Raw genomic sequence first — 13,077 nt, 5'->3', positions numbered from 1 at the left:
CACCTCGTTGAAAACGCCAGGAGCGGAACGATGCGACCGCAAGGGCTGCCGTGCCAGCCCGTCCGCTTCGGGAGGGAAACCAAGGAGGATTACCTATGGAAACGTCAATGAATCGTCGTGCATTTCTCGGGCTGACCGCTTTCGGTGCGCTGGCCGCTGGAGCCGGCTTGGTGGGCTGTGCGCCCCAGGCCCCGAACGCTGGCGCCGCTGAGCCGCTCGGCGACACGGGCGAGGCCCCCGCGGAGGGCATCAAGCGCAAGGAAGGCTCCGAAACCAAGGAGTGCGACGTGGCCGTAGTGGGTGCCGGGGCTGCCGGTCTCATGGCGGCCATGAATCTGGCTCGTGGCGGCAAGAAGGTCGTGGTCATCGAGGCCGGTCCTTCGGCGGCTATCTCGAACTTCTCCATGTGCGGCGGCCCCACGGCTTGCGAGACTAAGCTGCAGGCCCAAGAGAATGCTACGGTAACGCTCGACCAGATATTCACCTACATGAACGACTTCTCGCGCGGCAGCGTGAACAGCGCCCTTCTGCGCAACTGCCTGGCTCACACGGGCGGGGCCATCGATGCCATGCTCGATCTGGGCATCGAGATGGAGCTTATACCTGACACCTACGGCGTGGGCTTCCGCGGCCGCCATTATTTCATGGAGGATGGCGAAGGGCGCACGGCTCCCATTGTGGCCGACATCGAGGCCAACGGCGGCGAGTTCCTCTACAACACTCGCGGCGAGAAGATTATCATGGAGGACGGCAAGGTGGTGGGCGTGCAGACCGATGCCGGCATCGACGTGATGGCCCTGGCCGTGGTGGTGTGCACCGGCGGCTTTGGCGGCAACGAGGAGATGCAGATCGAGAAGCTGAACACCACGGTATTCCCCCTGGGCAGCACCATCTCTGACGGTACGGGCATCAACATGGTGCTGGATGCCGGCGGAGCCTGGGACCGCAACTTCGCGGTGCTCGGCAACGAGTGCGGTGCCGTGTCGAAGGCCACCACGAACCCCTTCACCGAGGACTGGCACAACACCAACGAGCACTTGGGCTACTGGCTCTTCGGCGGCCTCTACACCGATCCGGTGGGCGAGCGCTTCATCAGTGAAGGCAAGATTGCCCAGTTCCCGTTGGCTGTGGGCGGCGAGGCGCTGCTGCGCGCCGGCAAGGCCTACGTCATCATGGACGATGATTACTACCAGGCCGTGCAGAACGAGGGTATCTACGCCTATCTGGGAGAGCCCGAGGCCTGGATTGCCGGCCCGGAGGCGGGCTACTACAACGTGACCCCCGAGAACGGCGAGGCGCATCTGCAGGAGGCCATCGAGCAGGGTTGGGCCGTGAAGGCCGATAGCATTGCCGAAATTGCCGAGGCCTTCGACTTGCCGGCGCTGGAGAAGACCGTTGAGGCCTACAACGGCTACTGCGAGAAGGGCGTCGACGAGGAGTACGGCAAGGAGGCCCATTTCCTGAAGGCTGTGAAGACCGCTCCGTTCTATGCTTTCGAGTACGTGCCCAGCTGCTGGTCCACCAACGGCGGCGTGAAGGTGGACAGCCACCTGCGCGCCGTGGACAAGGACAACAAGGCCATCCCCGGCCTGTACGTGGCCGGTGTGGACCAGGGCTCGGTCTACAGCGTGCCTTACTACACCAACGAGGGCTCCTCGGTGGGCTTGGCTCTGGGCTCCGGCGCCTACGTGGCCGATGAGATCCTGAACGCCTAGGGGGCTGCAGCCCGCGGCGCCCCGCTCCCCGCGGCCGCGTCCCATTGCAGCCCCTTCACCCCCTTGCCTTCCCTTGGGCGCGCCCTCGTTGGGGCGCTTCCCCAACGGAGATTTCGAAGAGCACGGTCGACCCTCCCCGGCCGTGCTCTTCGTTTCGTTATAATCCTCCTCATGAATGAAATGCGCACTGCCGCTGAACAGCGGCTTCTCGATGAACAGTACATGGCGCTGGCCCTTGAAGAGGCCCGGGCCGCGGCTGCCATGGGCGAGGTGCCCATCGGTGCGGTGGTGGTGTACGAGCCCATCGACCGCGGTACGCGGCGCGCCACGGCAGAACCCCGGGTCATCGCGCGGGCTCACAACCGCCGCGAAACCGATCGCGACCCCGCGGGGCATGCGGAATTCCTGGCTATGAAAGAGGCTGCCCGCGTGCTGGATGCGTGGCGGCTGACCGACTGCACGGTGTATGTCACTCTCGAGCCCTGCATCATGTGTGCCGGGCTCATGCACCAGGCACGAGTGAGCCGCTGCGTGTTCGGCGCCCCCGACCAGAAGGCCGGCGCCACGGGCACCCTGTACCAGGTGCATCGGGATGAGCGCCTGAACCACCAGTTCGATGTCGAGGCCGGTGTGCGTGAAGAGGAGTGCGTCGCCCTGCTGCAGGAGTTTTTCCGCGCCCGGCGAACGAAGCGAAAGGAAGCGGAATGACCGAGAACGTGCAGCGCAATCGCGAGATGGAGGTCAACCTGCTGGCCGCGGCCAAGGACGCCCAGTGGTCGGCGGGCACGTTTCTAGGGCCCGGGTCGATCAAGCTGGTGTCGCCGGCGAAGGTGAACCTGGTGCTGGCTGTGGGGCCGCGCCGCGCCGACGGCTACCATGAGGTGCGCAACGTCATGCATGCGCTGGCGCTGCACGACACGCTGTACCTGCACGTCGAAGCGCTTTCCGATGACGATCTGGCCCGCGACGCCGCCGAATTGGCCGAGGCGCAGACTGCTCTAGCCCAAGCGGAAGAGGACGCTCGCGCGGCCGAAGCGCCTGATGATCAGGCGGCTGCAGTGGCCCGCGCTCGCGCCCCCCGCGCGGCGGCGCTGCTCAACGCGCGCGCCGTGGGCGGCCCGGCGGACAATCTGCTGGTGGAGATCGATCTGTCGGATCGCACCGGGCAGGAACTGCAGGTGGCCGCCGCCGACAACCTGGCCTTCAAGGCGGCCGATCGCCTGGCCCGCGCCGTGGAGCGCGTGGCCCCCGAGAAAGTTTCCCTGCGCATCGAGAAGCACATTCCGGCCCAGGGTGGCCTGGGCGGTGGCTCCTCGAATGCGGCGGCCGTGCTGGTGGGCCTGGCTTCGAAATGGGATGTAGCCGCCGATGACCCTCGCGTGCTGGAAGTGGCCCAGGGTCTCGGCGCCGACGTGGCGTTCTTCCTGCAGGGCGGGTGTCAGCTGCTGGAAGGGGCGGGCGAGCGCGCAGCACGCACCTACGCGCCGTCCCATCAGGCCGTGGTGCTGGTGCGCCCCGCGGCGGGGGTGTCGACGGCAGCGTGCTACCAACGCTTCGACGAGCAGCCCAAGCCCGTGGCCGACGCGGTGCTGCAGGCCGTAGACGAGCAGGCTGAGGCGGCTGCGCTGCCCCTGGCCAATAACTTGTCGGCGCCTGCCGAGGCGCTGCTGCCGGAGCTGGCCGTCATTCGCCAATGGTTGGCCGAGCGCGCGGGGGAGGGTAATGTGCTGCTGTGCGGCAGTGGGTCCACTACCTTCGCCCTGGTTGATACGTTCGACCAGGCCAGCGCTTTGGCGGTAGAGGCTAGCAAGCGGGGCTGGTGGGCGCGCCCCACGAACTTGTCAGGGCTGCGCGCCGCCGTGCTGCCCGGTCGCTAGGGCACTCCAGCGGTGCGGGCGAGGTTGCGCAGGCGCAGAACGGCCCAGATGCTCGGGCGTTCCGTTGCGTAGGTGGGGCCGGAGGGCAAAGCCACGCGGGCATAGCCTCATGGCGGACAGGTGCGGACGCCGCCCGACAGTTGCGGGGACAAGCGTAACAAGCCGTTTTCTTCCCCGCGTGTCCAGCGGCGCGGCGGTGAAAAGCCGCTAGAATAGCAACAGCAATATAGGAGACACCGAAGGCTCAAAAGAGGAGGACGTCATGGGATTGCTCGCACGACTTTCGCGCGTGGTGCCCCTCGCCCTGCTTCTTGCGGTGGTGGCGACTATCATTTATCTGGTGGTCACGTACCGTCATTCTCCGGCCCGGGCCAAAGAGGTGCTTATTTCGGTGTTCACCTGGCTGTGCGGCGGTCTCAGCGTGTTCTTCGCCCTGGCCTCGGTGTACGCCTTCTTCGACCATGCCTCGGCGGTGCTCGATCTGACGGCCAGCTTCCTCGTCGTTACGCTGGCAGGTCTGGCCATTACCCGTTTCTGCAACTATCGCTTCCTTAAGCACAATCCGCACTATCGCCAGAAGCGCCTCGCCGCGCGCACCAAGCGCCGTTGGCCCTGGAGCCGCTAGGGGCCATTCCGCGCCATACCAGCGGCCGGCGGGGCACTCCGTACGTGCTGACTCGGCGGTCGCTACCGGTTATTTCGCCTTCGTCAGCACGTCGATCATTGGTGGATATCCCATCACCTATCGATTCCGCGCTCGTTGGCGGTCATCTCAGTGCCTGCGACTCGGTGCCCATCGGAGCTCCTGCTTTGGCACTGCCGCACCCCTTTCGCTGCAGTGTACCTGGTCAAAGGCGCGATTTGCGTTATCATTAGGAGCCGATGAACCATGCGTGGGCGGCTCGCTGCCAAGGGGAAACAAGCGGTGCCTGCGCTCAAGAGAGAAGAGGCTTCTATGACGGCGAAGATGCTGCGCAAGGGAATGGCGGCGGCGCTTGTTGCGCTTTTGCTCGCGTTCGCATGGACGACAATCGAAACGTCTGAGCTGGCGTTTGCCAACACGCAGAACGGCTGGCATACCGTGAAGGGTCAGAAGTTCTACTACAAAAAGGGCGAGAAGCTGACCGGTGTGCAGAAGATCGGCAAGAACTACTATTACTTCAACGCCAAGGGCGTTATGAAAAAGGGTACCGTGAAGGACGGCTCCACTACCTACTACCTGGGTGACAGCGGAAAAATGGAAGCCTACCAGGTGAAAAGCACGTACTACAAGCCCACGGGCAAGAAGATGAAGGCCTACGAGGCCAAGGAGTACCGCACGTTGCTGCGCGCCCGCGAGGTGGCGGCCGACATCACGAAGAAGTCGGACAGCAAGGCGACCAAGTTGCTGAAGTGCTTCAAGTGGGTGCAGAAGGGCTACTACCATCAGTACCGCAAGTTCCGCAACTACGAGGGCTGGGCAGCCGACTTCGCCAACGATCACTTCCTGAAAACGTGGAAGGGCTACCGCAGCGGCTGCTGCAACTCCGATGCGGCGGCCTTCGGCTATCTGGCCTTGGCCATCGGCTACGACAACGTGTACGTGGGCATCGATTCGAAGAAGGGCACCGGCGGTCACGGCTGCACGAAGATCAACGGCAAGTTCTACGACCCCCTGTTCGCCGAGGCCAAAAGCTTCTCGAAGTATTACGGCACTAAGAACGGCGGCTATCATTTCCGCTCGGTGCGCATTATGGTGCCCTCGGCCAGCAACGGCTACGCCACCTCGAAGTACGTGGGCGAAAAGCCGAAGGCCTCTGAGGAAGAGGTGAAAGCGTCCTCGAAGAACGGCCTGGCTGTGCTGAACGGCGAGCGCTACTACTACCAAAATGGCAAGAAGCTGAAGAGCCAGTGGAAGACTTGGAAGGGTGCGAAGTACTACTTCCAGAAGAACGGCGCGGCCGCCACCGGCCCTACGAAGATCAAGGGGAAGTGGTATGTGTTCGCCGACAACGGCAAGCTGAAGAAGGGTTCGAAGACCCGTGTGGTGACCATCGATGGCGAGAAGTACCAGGTGAAGGCCAACGGCGTTGCGAAGGCGGGTTGGGCGGCCGGCAACACGAAGCTGTACCTGGAGAACGGTCGCATGGCCACGGGCTTGAGCCTGTACAAGGGCCAGGTGTACTGGTTCACCGACAAGGGCGTGTACGATGTCGCGAAGACCCAGGCTATTCGTGCGGCCGCGAAGAAGGAGGCCGATGGCAGCGCGCTGCTCAAGCTCATCGGCACGCCGGGCAAGAAGAGTGAGGTGACGGGCTGCAACCCCGTGTTCACCCCCGATGGCCAGGACGTATGGGGCAAAGACCTCACCTACACCTACAAGAACTGCAAAGTAGAATTCCTGAAGGGCGACAACGGCATCACCTACTTCCGCGGTTTCCGCGCAGTGTAAGGGCGGGTTGATGAGGGGCTGGGCATAGCGGATCAGCCTCTGTCGGCTTTAGAGGGGCTTGCAGCCGGCTGCCGAGGTTTGCTGTCGGTTGGCAAAGGCCCACGTTTGGTTGGCCCGGGCTTAATGCTGGCTGCCAGGGGTTCGCGCCTGGTCGCCGCTCTCCCGGCTCCCGCATTTAGTTCCAAAACTGGCAGATTTGGTTCCCCTGTGCCGCGGCAGGCAAAATTCTGATCAGGGGTTTTGCGGGAAGTGGGAACCAAAGCGCCTGAATTTGACAGCCGCAAGGGAACCAAAGTGGCCGATTTGGGAAGCTGGGTCCCGCACGACCCCCAACAACAAAAAAACGCCCTCGGTTGAGGGCGTTGCATTCAAAGTGGCGGAGGAATAGGGATGTCCGCGTCTTCGCTGCGCGAAGCCGCAAGGCCTGCGGGCCTTCGGCTCCTCGGCCGAAAACAGCCCACTGGGCTGTTTTCCCCTCGCGGGTTCGAATCCCCCGCACGACCCCCGACAATGAAAAACGCCCTCGGTTGAGGGCGTTGCATTCAAAGTGGCGGAGGAGTAGGGATTCGAACCCTAGATGCCCTTGTGGGGCATACTCACTTAGCAGGCGAGCACCTTCGGCCTCTCGGTCACTCCTCCGCGTAATGCTGTATCTTACCTGACCCTTGGGGGTTTCGCAACGCAGAATTCGGCGTTTTTGGTAATCTACGCAATAAGGAAAAGCAGCGGGCGCGCAGGGATTGGGAAGGTGCGGCGGCTGCAGCAGGCAGCCTCTGAGGTGACGCTTGGGCGATTGGCGGGGCTTGGCTCCCGATTGCCCGATGCGCTGCGCCGGGGCGCGAGGAAAGGAACGTCCGTGATTGGTCGCTATACCCGCCCGGAGATGGGCCGCATCTGGGAGCTCGAGAACAAGTTCGCCATCTGGAAGGAAATCGAGGTGCTGGCCTGCGAGGCTCAGGCCGAGCTGGGCCAGGCGGGCATCACGGCCGAGGAGGCCCAGTGGATCCGCGATCACGCCGACTTCACCGTGGAGGAAATCGACGAGATCGAGAAAGTCACCAACCACGACGTCATCGCCTTCACCACGTGCATGGCCAACTACATCGACGCCGATATTCCCGAGGGCGCCGAGAAGCCGAGCCGCTGGGTGCACTACGGCATGACTTCCTCCGACCTGGGCGACACCGCGCTGTCCTACCAGGTCACCCAGGCTTGCGACATCATCATCGAGGACATCAAGCGCTTGGGCGAAACCTGCAAGCGTCGCGCCTTCGAGTTCCAGAACGTGCTGTGCGTCGGTCGCACCCATGGCATCCACGCCGAGCCCATGACCTTCGGCATGAAGTTCGGCAGCTGGGCCTGGGCCTTGAAGCGCGCGCTCACCCGCATGGAGGAGGCCCGCGCCGTGGCCGCCACGGGCGCCATCTCGGGCGCCGTGGGCACCTATTCCTCCATCGATCCGTTCGTGGAACAGTACGTCTGCGAGAAGATGGGCCTTACCCCCGATCCTCTGTCCACCCAGGTGCTCGCGCGCGACCGCCACGCCCAGGTGATGGCGGCCCTGGCCGTTACCGCCTCCACGCTGGAATCTATCGCCATGCAGGTGCGCCTGCTGCAGCAGTCCGACGTCATCGAGGCCGAAGAGCCGTTCACCAAGGGCCAGAAGGGCTCCTCGGCCATGCCCCACAAGCGCAACCCCATCACGGCCGAGCGCGTGTGCGGCCTGGCCCGCGTGGTGAAGGCGAACGCCCAGGTGGCCTTCGACAACGTGGCTTTGTGGTTCGAGCGCGACATCAGCCACTCCGGCGCCGAGCGCGTGGTGCTGGCCGACAGCTTCACGGCGCTGGACTACATGTTCGCGAAGATGCAGTGGATGCTCGACGGCCTGCAAACCTATCCCGCCAAGATGGAGCACAATCTGTGGCGCACCAAGGGCCTCATCTTCTCTTCGAAGGTGCTGTTGGCCCTGGTGGATGCCGGCATTTCCCGCGAGGATGCCTACGTCATCGTGCAGCGCAACGCCATGAAGGTATGGGAGGATATTCAGAACGCCGTGGATGGCCCCTCCTACCGTGAGCGCTTGGAGGCCGATGGCGAGGCCATGGCTCTGCTGACGGCCGATAAGCTCGACGAGATCTTCGATCCGTGGGACTTCCTCACCCGCAAGGATATCGTGTTCGATCGCCTGGAGGGTCTGGAGTTCTAGCCGCCCGCCCGACCTACCGCGCCCTTACGAAGCTTGGAGCATCTGGATGCCCTGCTCAATAGAGGCAGTATCCAAAGCGCCCATAGCGGCGCCGATGATATTGCCCTCAGGGTCGATGAGATAAGTTTGGGGAACGGCGCTCACGCCGTAGGCGGCCTGGGCGCTACTGTTTTGGTCGTAATAGACGGGGAAGGTGTAGCCATTTTCCTTGATGAACTGCGAGGCGGTTTCCTGGGTCTCGCCGCTCATGCCGGTCATGTTGACGATCAGGAACTCGATTTCGCTGCCGTACTGCTCGTAGGCGGCCTGCATGGCGGGCATTTCGCTTTGGCAGGGGCCGCACCAGCTGGCCCAGAAGTTCAGAAGAATGGGCTTGCCCTTAAAATCGGCCAAGGATACCGTTTTGCCCGAGGCGTCGGTCATGGTGAAATCAGGCGCCGGCGTTGTGGTGTTGGCGTCCTCGGGGGCGTTGCTGCCGGCAACTCCGCTTTCGGGGTCGGCTTGGGTGGCATCAGGGTCGTTGGTCGGTCCAGGAGCGGCGGTGTCGGTTCCAGCCGAAGAGCCCGCACTGTCCGCACTCTGGGCGGCGTCTTGCGAGGCGCTGTCGACTGCAGCTGGACTGGCGGCGATCTTGCTTGCCTGGTTGGCGGGCGCGAGGGCCGAATAGGCTACACCGGCTCCCACCAGCACGACAGCGAAGGCGACGGCGGCCACGATCACGCCGATGTGCTTCTTCTTGTCTGCCTGGACCGCCGCGGGATTGGCGGCCTGAGCGGCCTCGGCTTGCTCGAGCTTAGCGATGTTTTCGCCCAGCTGCTCGCCGCGCTCCTCGGGGGTTTCGCCATCGGTCGCTTCGCCATCGGTCGCTTCGCGGGCGGTCTCTTGCGCGATCTCTGTTGCCGCGCCTTCGAGCACGGCGTCTTTCAGCTCGGACGCTTCTTGTGAAGTGTCCGCTTTCTTTTCGTTCTCGGTCATGCTTTTACCCTTTCATTCGTGCGGCTAGCTAAGCAGGCGAAGGAAGCCGCCCAGCAGCCCCGTGGCCATAAGCACACCCACGACCACGAGGAACCATCCGCATACTTTATTAATGACATCGTAGTGACTCTTGATAACGTTGAAAGCGCCCTTCAATTTGTCGATGAGCACGGCGGCCACCACGAAGGGAATACCCAGGCCGGCAGAGTAGCACAGCAGCAACAGAATGCCCTTTACCACCGAGGCTTGCTGCGAGGCTAGCATGAGCGCCGATCCCAAAAAGGCTCCCACGCAGGGCGTCCAGCCAATAGAGAAGATGATACCGAACAGCATGGACGAGAAAAAGCCCAGCTGACGTCCGGCCAGGGGATTCTGACGCCCGTGGAACAGGTTGATCTTGATGAACCCCAGGAAGTACAGGCCGAAGGCGATAACCACCAGGCCGCACACCACGTTAACAGCCGCCTGGTACTCCACAAAGAAAGCGCCCACGCTGGAAGCCAGCGCGCCCATGGCGATGAACACCAGCGTGAAGCCCAGCACGAACCCCAGCGCATTGCGCAGCACTACGGGGGTGCGCACCTCTTCGCCCGCGGCAAAGTACGTCACGTAAATGGGAATCATGGGCAGAAGACACGGCGACACAAACGTGATGATGCCTTCCAAAAAGGTAATGACGAATTCCATAGGGTCGGCGGGTCCTTTCATGCCAGCTGGCGCAATGAGCTTCTGCGCTGCCGAGCGCAGGTTATTTTCTGCTCCTATTATTCCACAGACTATTTGCCCCCTTCGTCGCGGTGCGGTTCGGAGGGGTGATTGTTACGCGCTGCGAACGACCCGTAGCGCCTAGCGCTCCTCAGCTCCGCGGTAGTATTCGATGCCGTTGTCGGCTTTGAAGGTGTAGACGGTGAAATGGGGGTAGGTCAGTCGTCCGTCTTGGCCGCCGATGAGGTTGCCGTCGGCTCCCTCGATGAAGTAGCAGCTGGGGGTGTAGATGCGCTTGGAGGGCGAACCGAGCAGGGCTAGCAGTGGTGTGGCATCAGCATCTATCTTTGCGGCGCGGCGCAGCTGCGCGGTTTTCGCGGCGTCGTAGCGACCCTTCGCACTGAACGCGAAGAACTTCTCGCCCACAACGGCTGTGCCGGTGAGCATGCGTCCATCCTTCGCAAAGCGATGTGTCTTGCTGGCATCCCAGCCGGCTTTCGCCTTGCCCGCCTTGGTGACGCGGTACTTCTCGGCGCCTACGGTCACCACGCGTGTCTTCTTGCCCGTCAGCAGCTTGCCGTTCTTGTTGAACACGTACCAGGTGCCTTTGATCTTCGTCGGCCCCGTGGCCGCTTTGCCGCTGGCCAGGAAGTAGTACTTCGCTCCCTTGATCGTCTGCCATTGCCTGGTGATGGCCTTCCCGTTCTTGACGAAGTAGCGGGCGCCGTCCAGCTTTACCAGGCCGCGCTTGCCGGCGAAGCGATTCGATGCCGCCTTGGAGGTGCCGGTGCCCAGGGCCTTGGTGCGGGGTGCCACCGTGACCACGTACTTGCGAGCGCTCTTGTAGCGCGGCGAGCCGCCCCAACCGCTTTTACTGTAAGGGAAGGCGAAGAGGTCGACTTTGCAGTGCTTGGCCCATTCGGGATCGTACACGTTGCCGTTCACCTCGGCCCACGAATGGCCGCCACTCGACACTACCTTGCACGTCTTGCAGCCGATGGCGTTGGCAATGTAGGCGAAGGCCGCGGCGTAGGAGTGACAGTTGCCCGATTTCTTGGTGAAGATGTCAAGGGCAAACGAACGGTTCCAGCCGCTTTTCGCCGAGAAGCTGCGGAAGGTGCGCTCGGAGTACTTGTCGCGCAAAAGGTTGAAGCAGGTGCGCAGCTTTTTCTGCTGCGACCAGGTGGCCTTGGTGTGCTGCTCGACAAAATCCGTCGCTTTCACCAGCACCTTCAGCTCTGCACGCGTTTCGCTGGTTAGCGTTGCTCGTCCGCTTTTGTCCAGCTTGACGCCGTTAACTACCTTGCCCGAAACCATGGCCCCCTTAGCCTTAGCTGCCACGGTGAAGAAGCGGTAGTCTTTCCCAACTTTGTGCCAGCCAGTCAGCTGCCGCCCCTTCTTGTCGAAGAGGTACGTCTTGCTGCCAATAGTCTTGAGACCGTCTTTCTGCGTAACGCCGTCCACCTTGCAGTACACCTGCGAGGCCTTCTCGATCCACTCTACCGAGGGCGAAGCAGCGTCGGCATGGGCCTTGGGCGCAACGCCGGGTGCGGCGCTCAGAAAGATAAAGCCGAGCGCAAGGGCAAAGGCGGCTATCGCAAGGGTTCGCAGGCGCTTTGCAAGATGGCTGGATGCAAGGGGCTGGAGTGCGGTCATGGCGGTCCTCGTTTCTTCTCTCTCCTACGGTAAGTATAGCCCAGAACCGCTGGGTGTTTTGCCTGATGAGAATCCTTGACGGGGGGGGGGCGCTTTGTTAGCATCGCGCTTGGTAAGCAACGACCTGCGCTTTTGGGGAAAGGCGCAGGGCTGAGAGGGACGCAGCGCCGTAGGTGCCAGCTTGCTGATGGCGGCGCGCGTCAAGCATGCGAGACAACGAATCAAGCATGTAAGCCAACAAAGAGAGAAGAGATGCACATGAAGGCCTATTCGCTGCAGCGCGCTTCGCGCAAAGGGCTCTCACTGCTTCTGGCAGGAGTCCTCGCTTTTTCGCTCATGGGAACCGCGCCGGCCACGGCTTTGGCCGCCGAGGAGGCTCCGGCGGATACGCCGGCTGCAACTCCTGATGAGACCGTCCCAAGCGTGCAGCCGGTAAAGCCCGTGGAGCCAGTGAAGCCCGCAAAGCCGTTGGCATTCAAGAGTGCCACGGTCACAAAGACCATCGGCGCCAAGAAATTCACCAACAAACTGGTGAAGGACAAGAAGGTAAAGGGCAAGCTCACCTACACTTCGTCCAACAAGAAAGTGGCCACGGTTAACGCCAAGGGTAAGGTGACTGTTACGGGCATTGGCTCAACCACCATTAAGGTGAAGTCGAAGGCCACGAAAGGCGTGAAGGCCGCGTCGGCAAAGTACACGCTCACGGTGAATCCCAAGGCTACGTCGATTCGCAAGGCGCTCGGGGCTGTCGGCGGCTTCTCGGTGAATTGGAAGGCGGGCAACAAAAAGCAGGTGTCGGGTTACCAGGTTCGCTACGCCGAGGCCAAGGACATGAAGGGCGCCAAGACGGTAAGTGCGGGTAAGTCCACCACGTTCAAGCTGATCACCGGTCTGAAGGACGGCGCTACGTACTACGTGCAGGTGCGTACCTATGCGAAGGCGAAGGGTAAGAAGTACTACAGTGCTTGGTCGAAGACGAAGGCGGTAACAACGGGCGTGAACAGTGGCGACGAAGAGCTGGACGCCATTGTCAAAACGGTGCTTACTAAAAAGGTAGGCACCAAGGGAACCCCGGAGCAGCGCTTGAAAAAGGCGTTCAAGCACGTGGCCAACGTAAAGACCTATCCTTACATTCGCACCAACGATACGCCGAAGGGCAACTGGTCGGTGTCCTATGCGAAAGATCTGTACCAGACCCCGGGCGGCAACTGCTATCGCTACGCCGCGCTATTCTGCTGGCTCGCCCGTGGTCTGGGCTACGATGCCACGGCAGTGACGGGCTCGGTGCCCAGTCGGTCGCGGGGGCAGGCGCCTCACGGTTGGGTGGAAGTCAAGCTGGATGGTAAGACCTATATCTACGATCCCGAAATGCAGCATGTGCTGAAGGGATTCGACCTGTTCAAGATGACCTACAAGTCTGCCCCCATGAAATACAAGAAGGCTAAGAAGCAATAGCGCATCCGATGAGGCCCCACCTGGGGCCTCATCAAGCTCAGGCATCGTTCCGCTCTT

10 protein-coding genes and 1 tRNA gene are annotated in these 13,077 nt (G+C 62.3%); 7 read left to right on the top strand and 4 right to left on the bottom strand.

Annotated elements, in window-relative coordinates; genetic code table 11:
* Nucleotides 1-95: 95 nt before the first annotated feature.
* The 5 genes from QZ307_RS01100 (at nucleotide 96) to QZ307_RS01080 (ending at nucleotide 6,023) form a co-directional block, all read left to right on the top strand.
* The gene (locus tag QZ307_RS01100; protein ID WP_295994510.1) at nucleotides 96-1,715 is read left to right on the top strand and encodes an FAD-dependent oxidoreductase; all 1,620 of its coding nucleotides are present in this window, start codon (nucleotides 96-98) and stop codon (nucleotides 1,713-1,715) included.
* Between the two features lie 171 nt (nucleotides 1,716-1,886).
* The gene (gene tadA, locus QZ307_RS01095) at nucleotides 1,887-2,423 is read left to right on the top strand and encodes a tRNA adenosine(34) deaminase TadA (RefSeq protein ID WP_295994508.1); all 537 of its coding nucleotides are present in this window, start codon (nucleotides 1,887-1,889) and stop codon (nucleotides 2,421-2,423) included.
* Nucleotides 2,420-3,592, top strand: coding sequence for a hypothetical protein (locus QZ307_RS01090; protein ID WP_295994507.1), 1,173 nt, complete (start codon nucleotides 2,420-2,422; stop codon nucleotides 3,590-3,592). The genes tadA and QZ307_RS01090 overlap by 4 nt, the downstream gene beginning before the upstream one ends.
* Nucleotides 3,593-3,854: 262 nt before the next feature.
* Nucleotides 3,855-4,217 (top strand): guanylate cyclase, encoded by a 363-nt coding sequence (locus QZ307_RS01085; protein ID WP_295994505.1) that lies wholly within the window; start codon nucleotides 3,855-3,857, stop codon nucleotides 4,215-4,217.
* Nucleotides 4,218-4,547: 330 nt separating this feature from the next.
* Nucleotides 4,548-6,023 (top strand): hypothetical protein, encoded by a 1,476-nt coding sequence (locus tag QZ307_RS01080; RefSeq protein ID WP_295994502.1) that lies wholly within the window; start codon nucleotides 4,548-4,550, stop codon nucleotides 6,021-6,023.
* Between the two features lie 548 nt (nucleotides 6,024-6,571).
* Here the strand turns inward: QZ307_RS01080 and QZ307_RS01075 are convergent.
* Nucleotides 6,572-6,662 (bottom strand) — tRNA-Ser (locus QZ307_RS01075).
* Between the two features lie 217 nt (nucleotides 6,663-6,879).
* On the opposite strand from QZ307_RS01075, the gene purB reads away from it, so the two are divergent.
* A complete protein-coding gene (gene purB / locus QZ307_RS01070; RefSeq protein ID WP_295994500.1) occupies nucleotides 6,880-8,229 on the top strand; it encodes an adenylosuccinate lyase in 1,350 nt (449 codons plus the stop codon).
* A 24-nt stretch (nucleotides 8,230-8,253) separates the two neighbouring features.
* Here purB and QZ307_RS01065 read toward each other — a convergent pair whose 3' ends face one another.
* The 3 genes from QZ307_RS01065 to QZ307_RS01055 all read right to left on the bottom strand — a co-directional run bounded on the left by QZ307_RS01065 (nucleotide 8,254) and on the right by QZ307_RS01055 (nucleotide 11,565).
* Complete coding sequence (locus QZ307_RS01065) at nucleotides 8,254-9,204, bottom strand: redoxin domain-containing protein (RefSeq protein WP_295994497.1); 951 nt, start codon at nucleotides 9,202-9,204, stop codon at nucleotides 8,254-8,256.
* Nucleotides 9,205-9,228: 24 nt separating this feature from the next.
* Nucleotides 9,229-9,891 carry a cytochrome c biogenesis CcdA family protein gene (locus tag QZ307_RS01060; RefSeq protein ID WP_295994494.1) on the bottom strand — a complete coding sequence of 221 codons (663 nt, stop codon included), beginning with the start codon at nucleotides 9,889-9,891 and terminating at the stop codon, nucleotides 9,229-9,231.
* 159 nt (nucleotides 9,892-10,050) lie between these two features.
* Nucleotides 10,051-11,565 carry a hypothetical protein gene (locus tag QZ307_RS01055; protein ID WP_295994491.1) on the bottom strand — a complete coding sequence of 505 codons (1,515 nt, stop codon included), beginning with the start codon at nucleotides 11,563-11,565 and terminating at the stop codon, nucleotides 10,051-10,053.
* A gap of 258 nt (nucleotides 11,566-11,823) precedes the next feature.
* Between QZ307_RS01055 and QZ307_RS01050 the strand changes: the two genes are divergently transcribed.
* A complete protein-coding gene (locus tag QZ307_RS01050; protein WP_295994488.1) occupies nucleotides 11,824-13,020 on the top strand; it encodes a transglutaminase domain-containing protein in 1,197 nt (398 codons plus the stop codon).
* The last annotated feature ends 57 nt before the right edge of the window (nucleotides 13,021-13,077 follow it).

It is taken from the genome of uncultured Adlercreutzia sp. (assembly GCA_910585575.1).
Lineage (GTDB): Bacteria > Actinomycetota > Coriobacteriia > Coriobacteriales > Eggerthellaceae > Adlercreutzia.
Note: the sequence above shows the minus strand (reverse complement) of the source record. Positions and strands in the feature narration are given on the sequence as shown.

Bases quoted from the DNA above. Each gene is read 5' to 3' on its own strand.
- QZ307_RS01100 (WP_295994510.1), top strand. From the start codon at position 96: ATGGAAACGTCAATGAATCGTCGTGCATTTCTCGGGCTGACCGCTTTC.
- tadA (WP_295994508.1), top strand. From the start codon at position 1,887: ATGAATGAAATGCGCACTGCCGCTGAACAGCGGCTTCTCGATGAACAG.
- QZ307_RS01090 (WP_295994507.1), top strand. From the start codon at position 2,420: ATGACCGAGAACGTGCAGCGCAATCGCGAGATGGAGGTCAACCTGCTG.
- QZ307_RS01085 (WP_295994505.1), top strand. From the start codon at position 3,855: ATGGGATTGCTCGCACGACTTTCGCGCGTGGTGCCCCTCGCCCTGCTT.
- QZ307_RS01080 (WP_295994502.1), top strand. From the start codon at position 4,548: ATGACGGCGAAGATGCTGCGCAAGGGAATGGCGGCGGCGCTTGTTGCG.
- QZ307_RS01065 (WP_295994497.1), bottom strand. From the start codon at position 9,204: ATGACCGAGAACGAAAAGAAAGCGGACACTTCACAAGAAGCGTCCGAG.
- QZ307_RS01060 (WP_295994494.1), bottom strand. From the start codon at position 9,891: ATGGAATTCGTCATTACCTTTTTGGAAGGCATCATCACGTTTGTGTCG.
- QZ307_RS01055 (WP_295994491.1), bottom strand. From the start codon at position 11,565: ATGACCGCACTCCAGCCCCTTGCATCCAGCCATCTTGCAAAGCGCCTG.
- QZ307_RS01050 (WP_295994488.1), top strand. From the start codon at position 11,824: ATGAAGGCCTATTCGCTGCAGCGCGCTTCGCGCAAAGGGCTCTCACTG.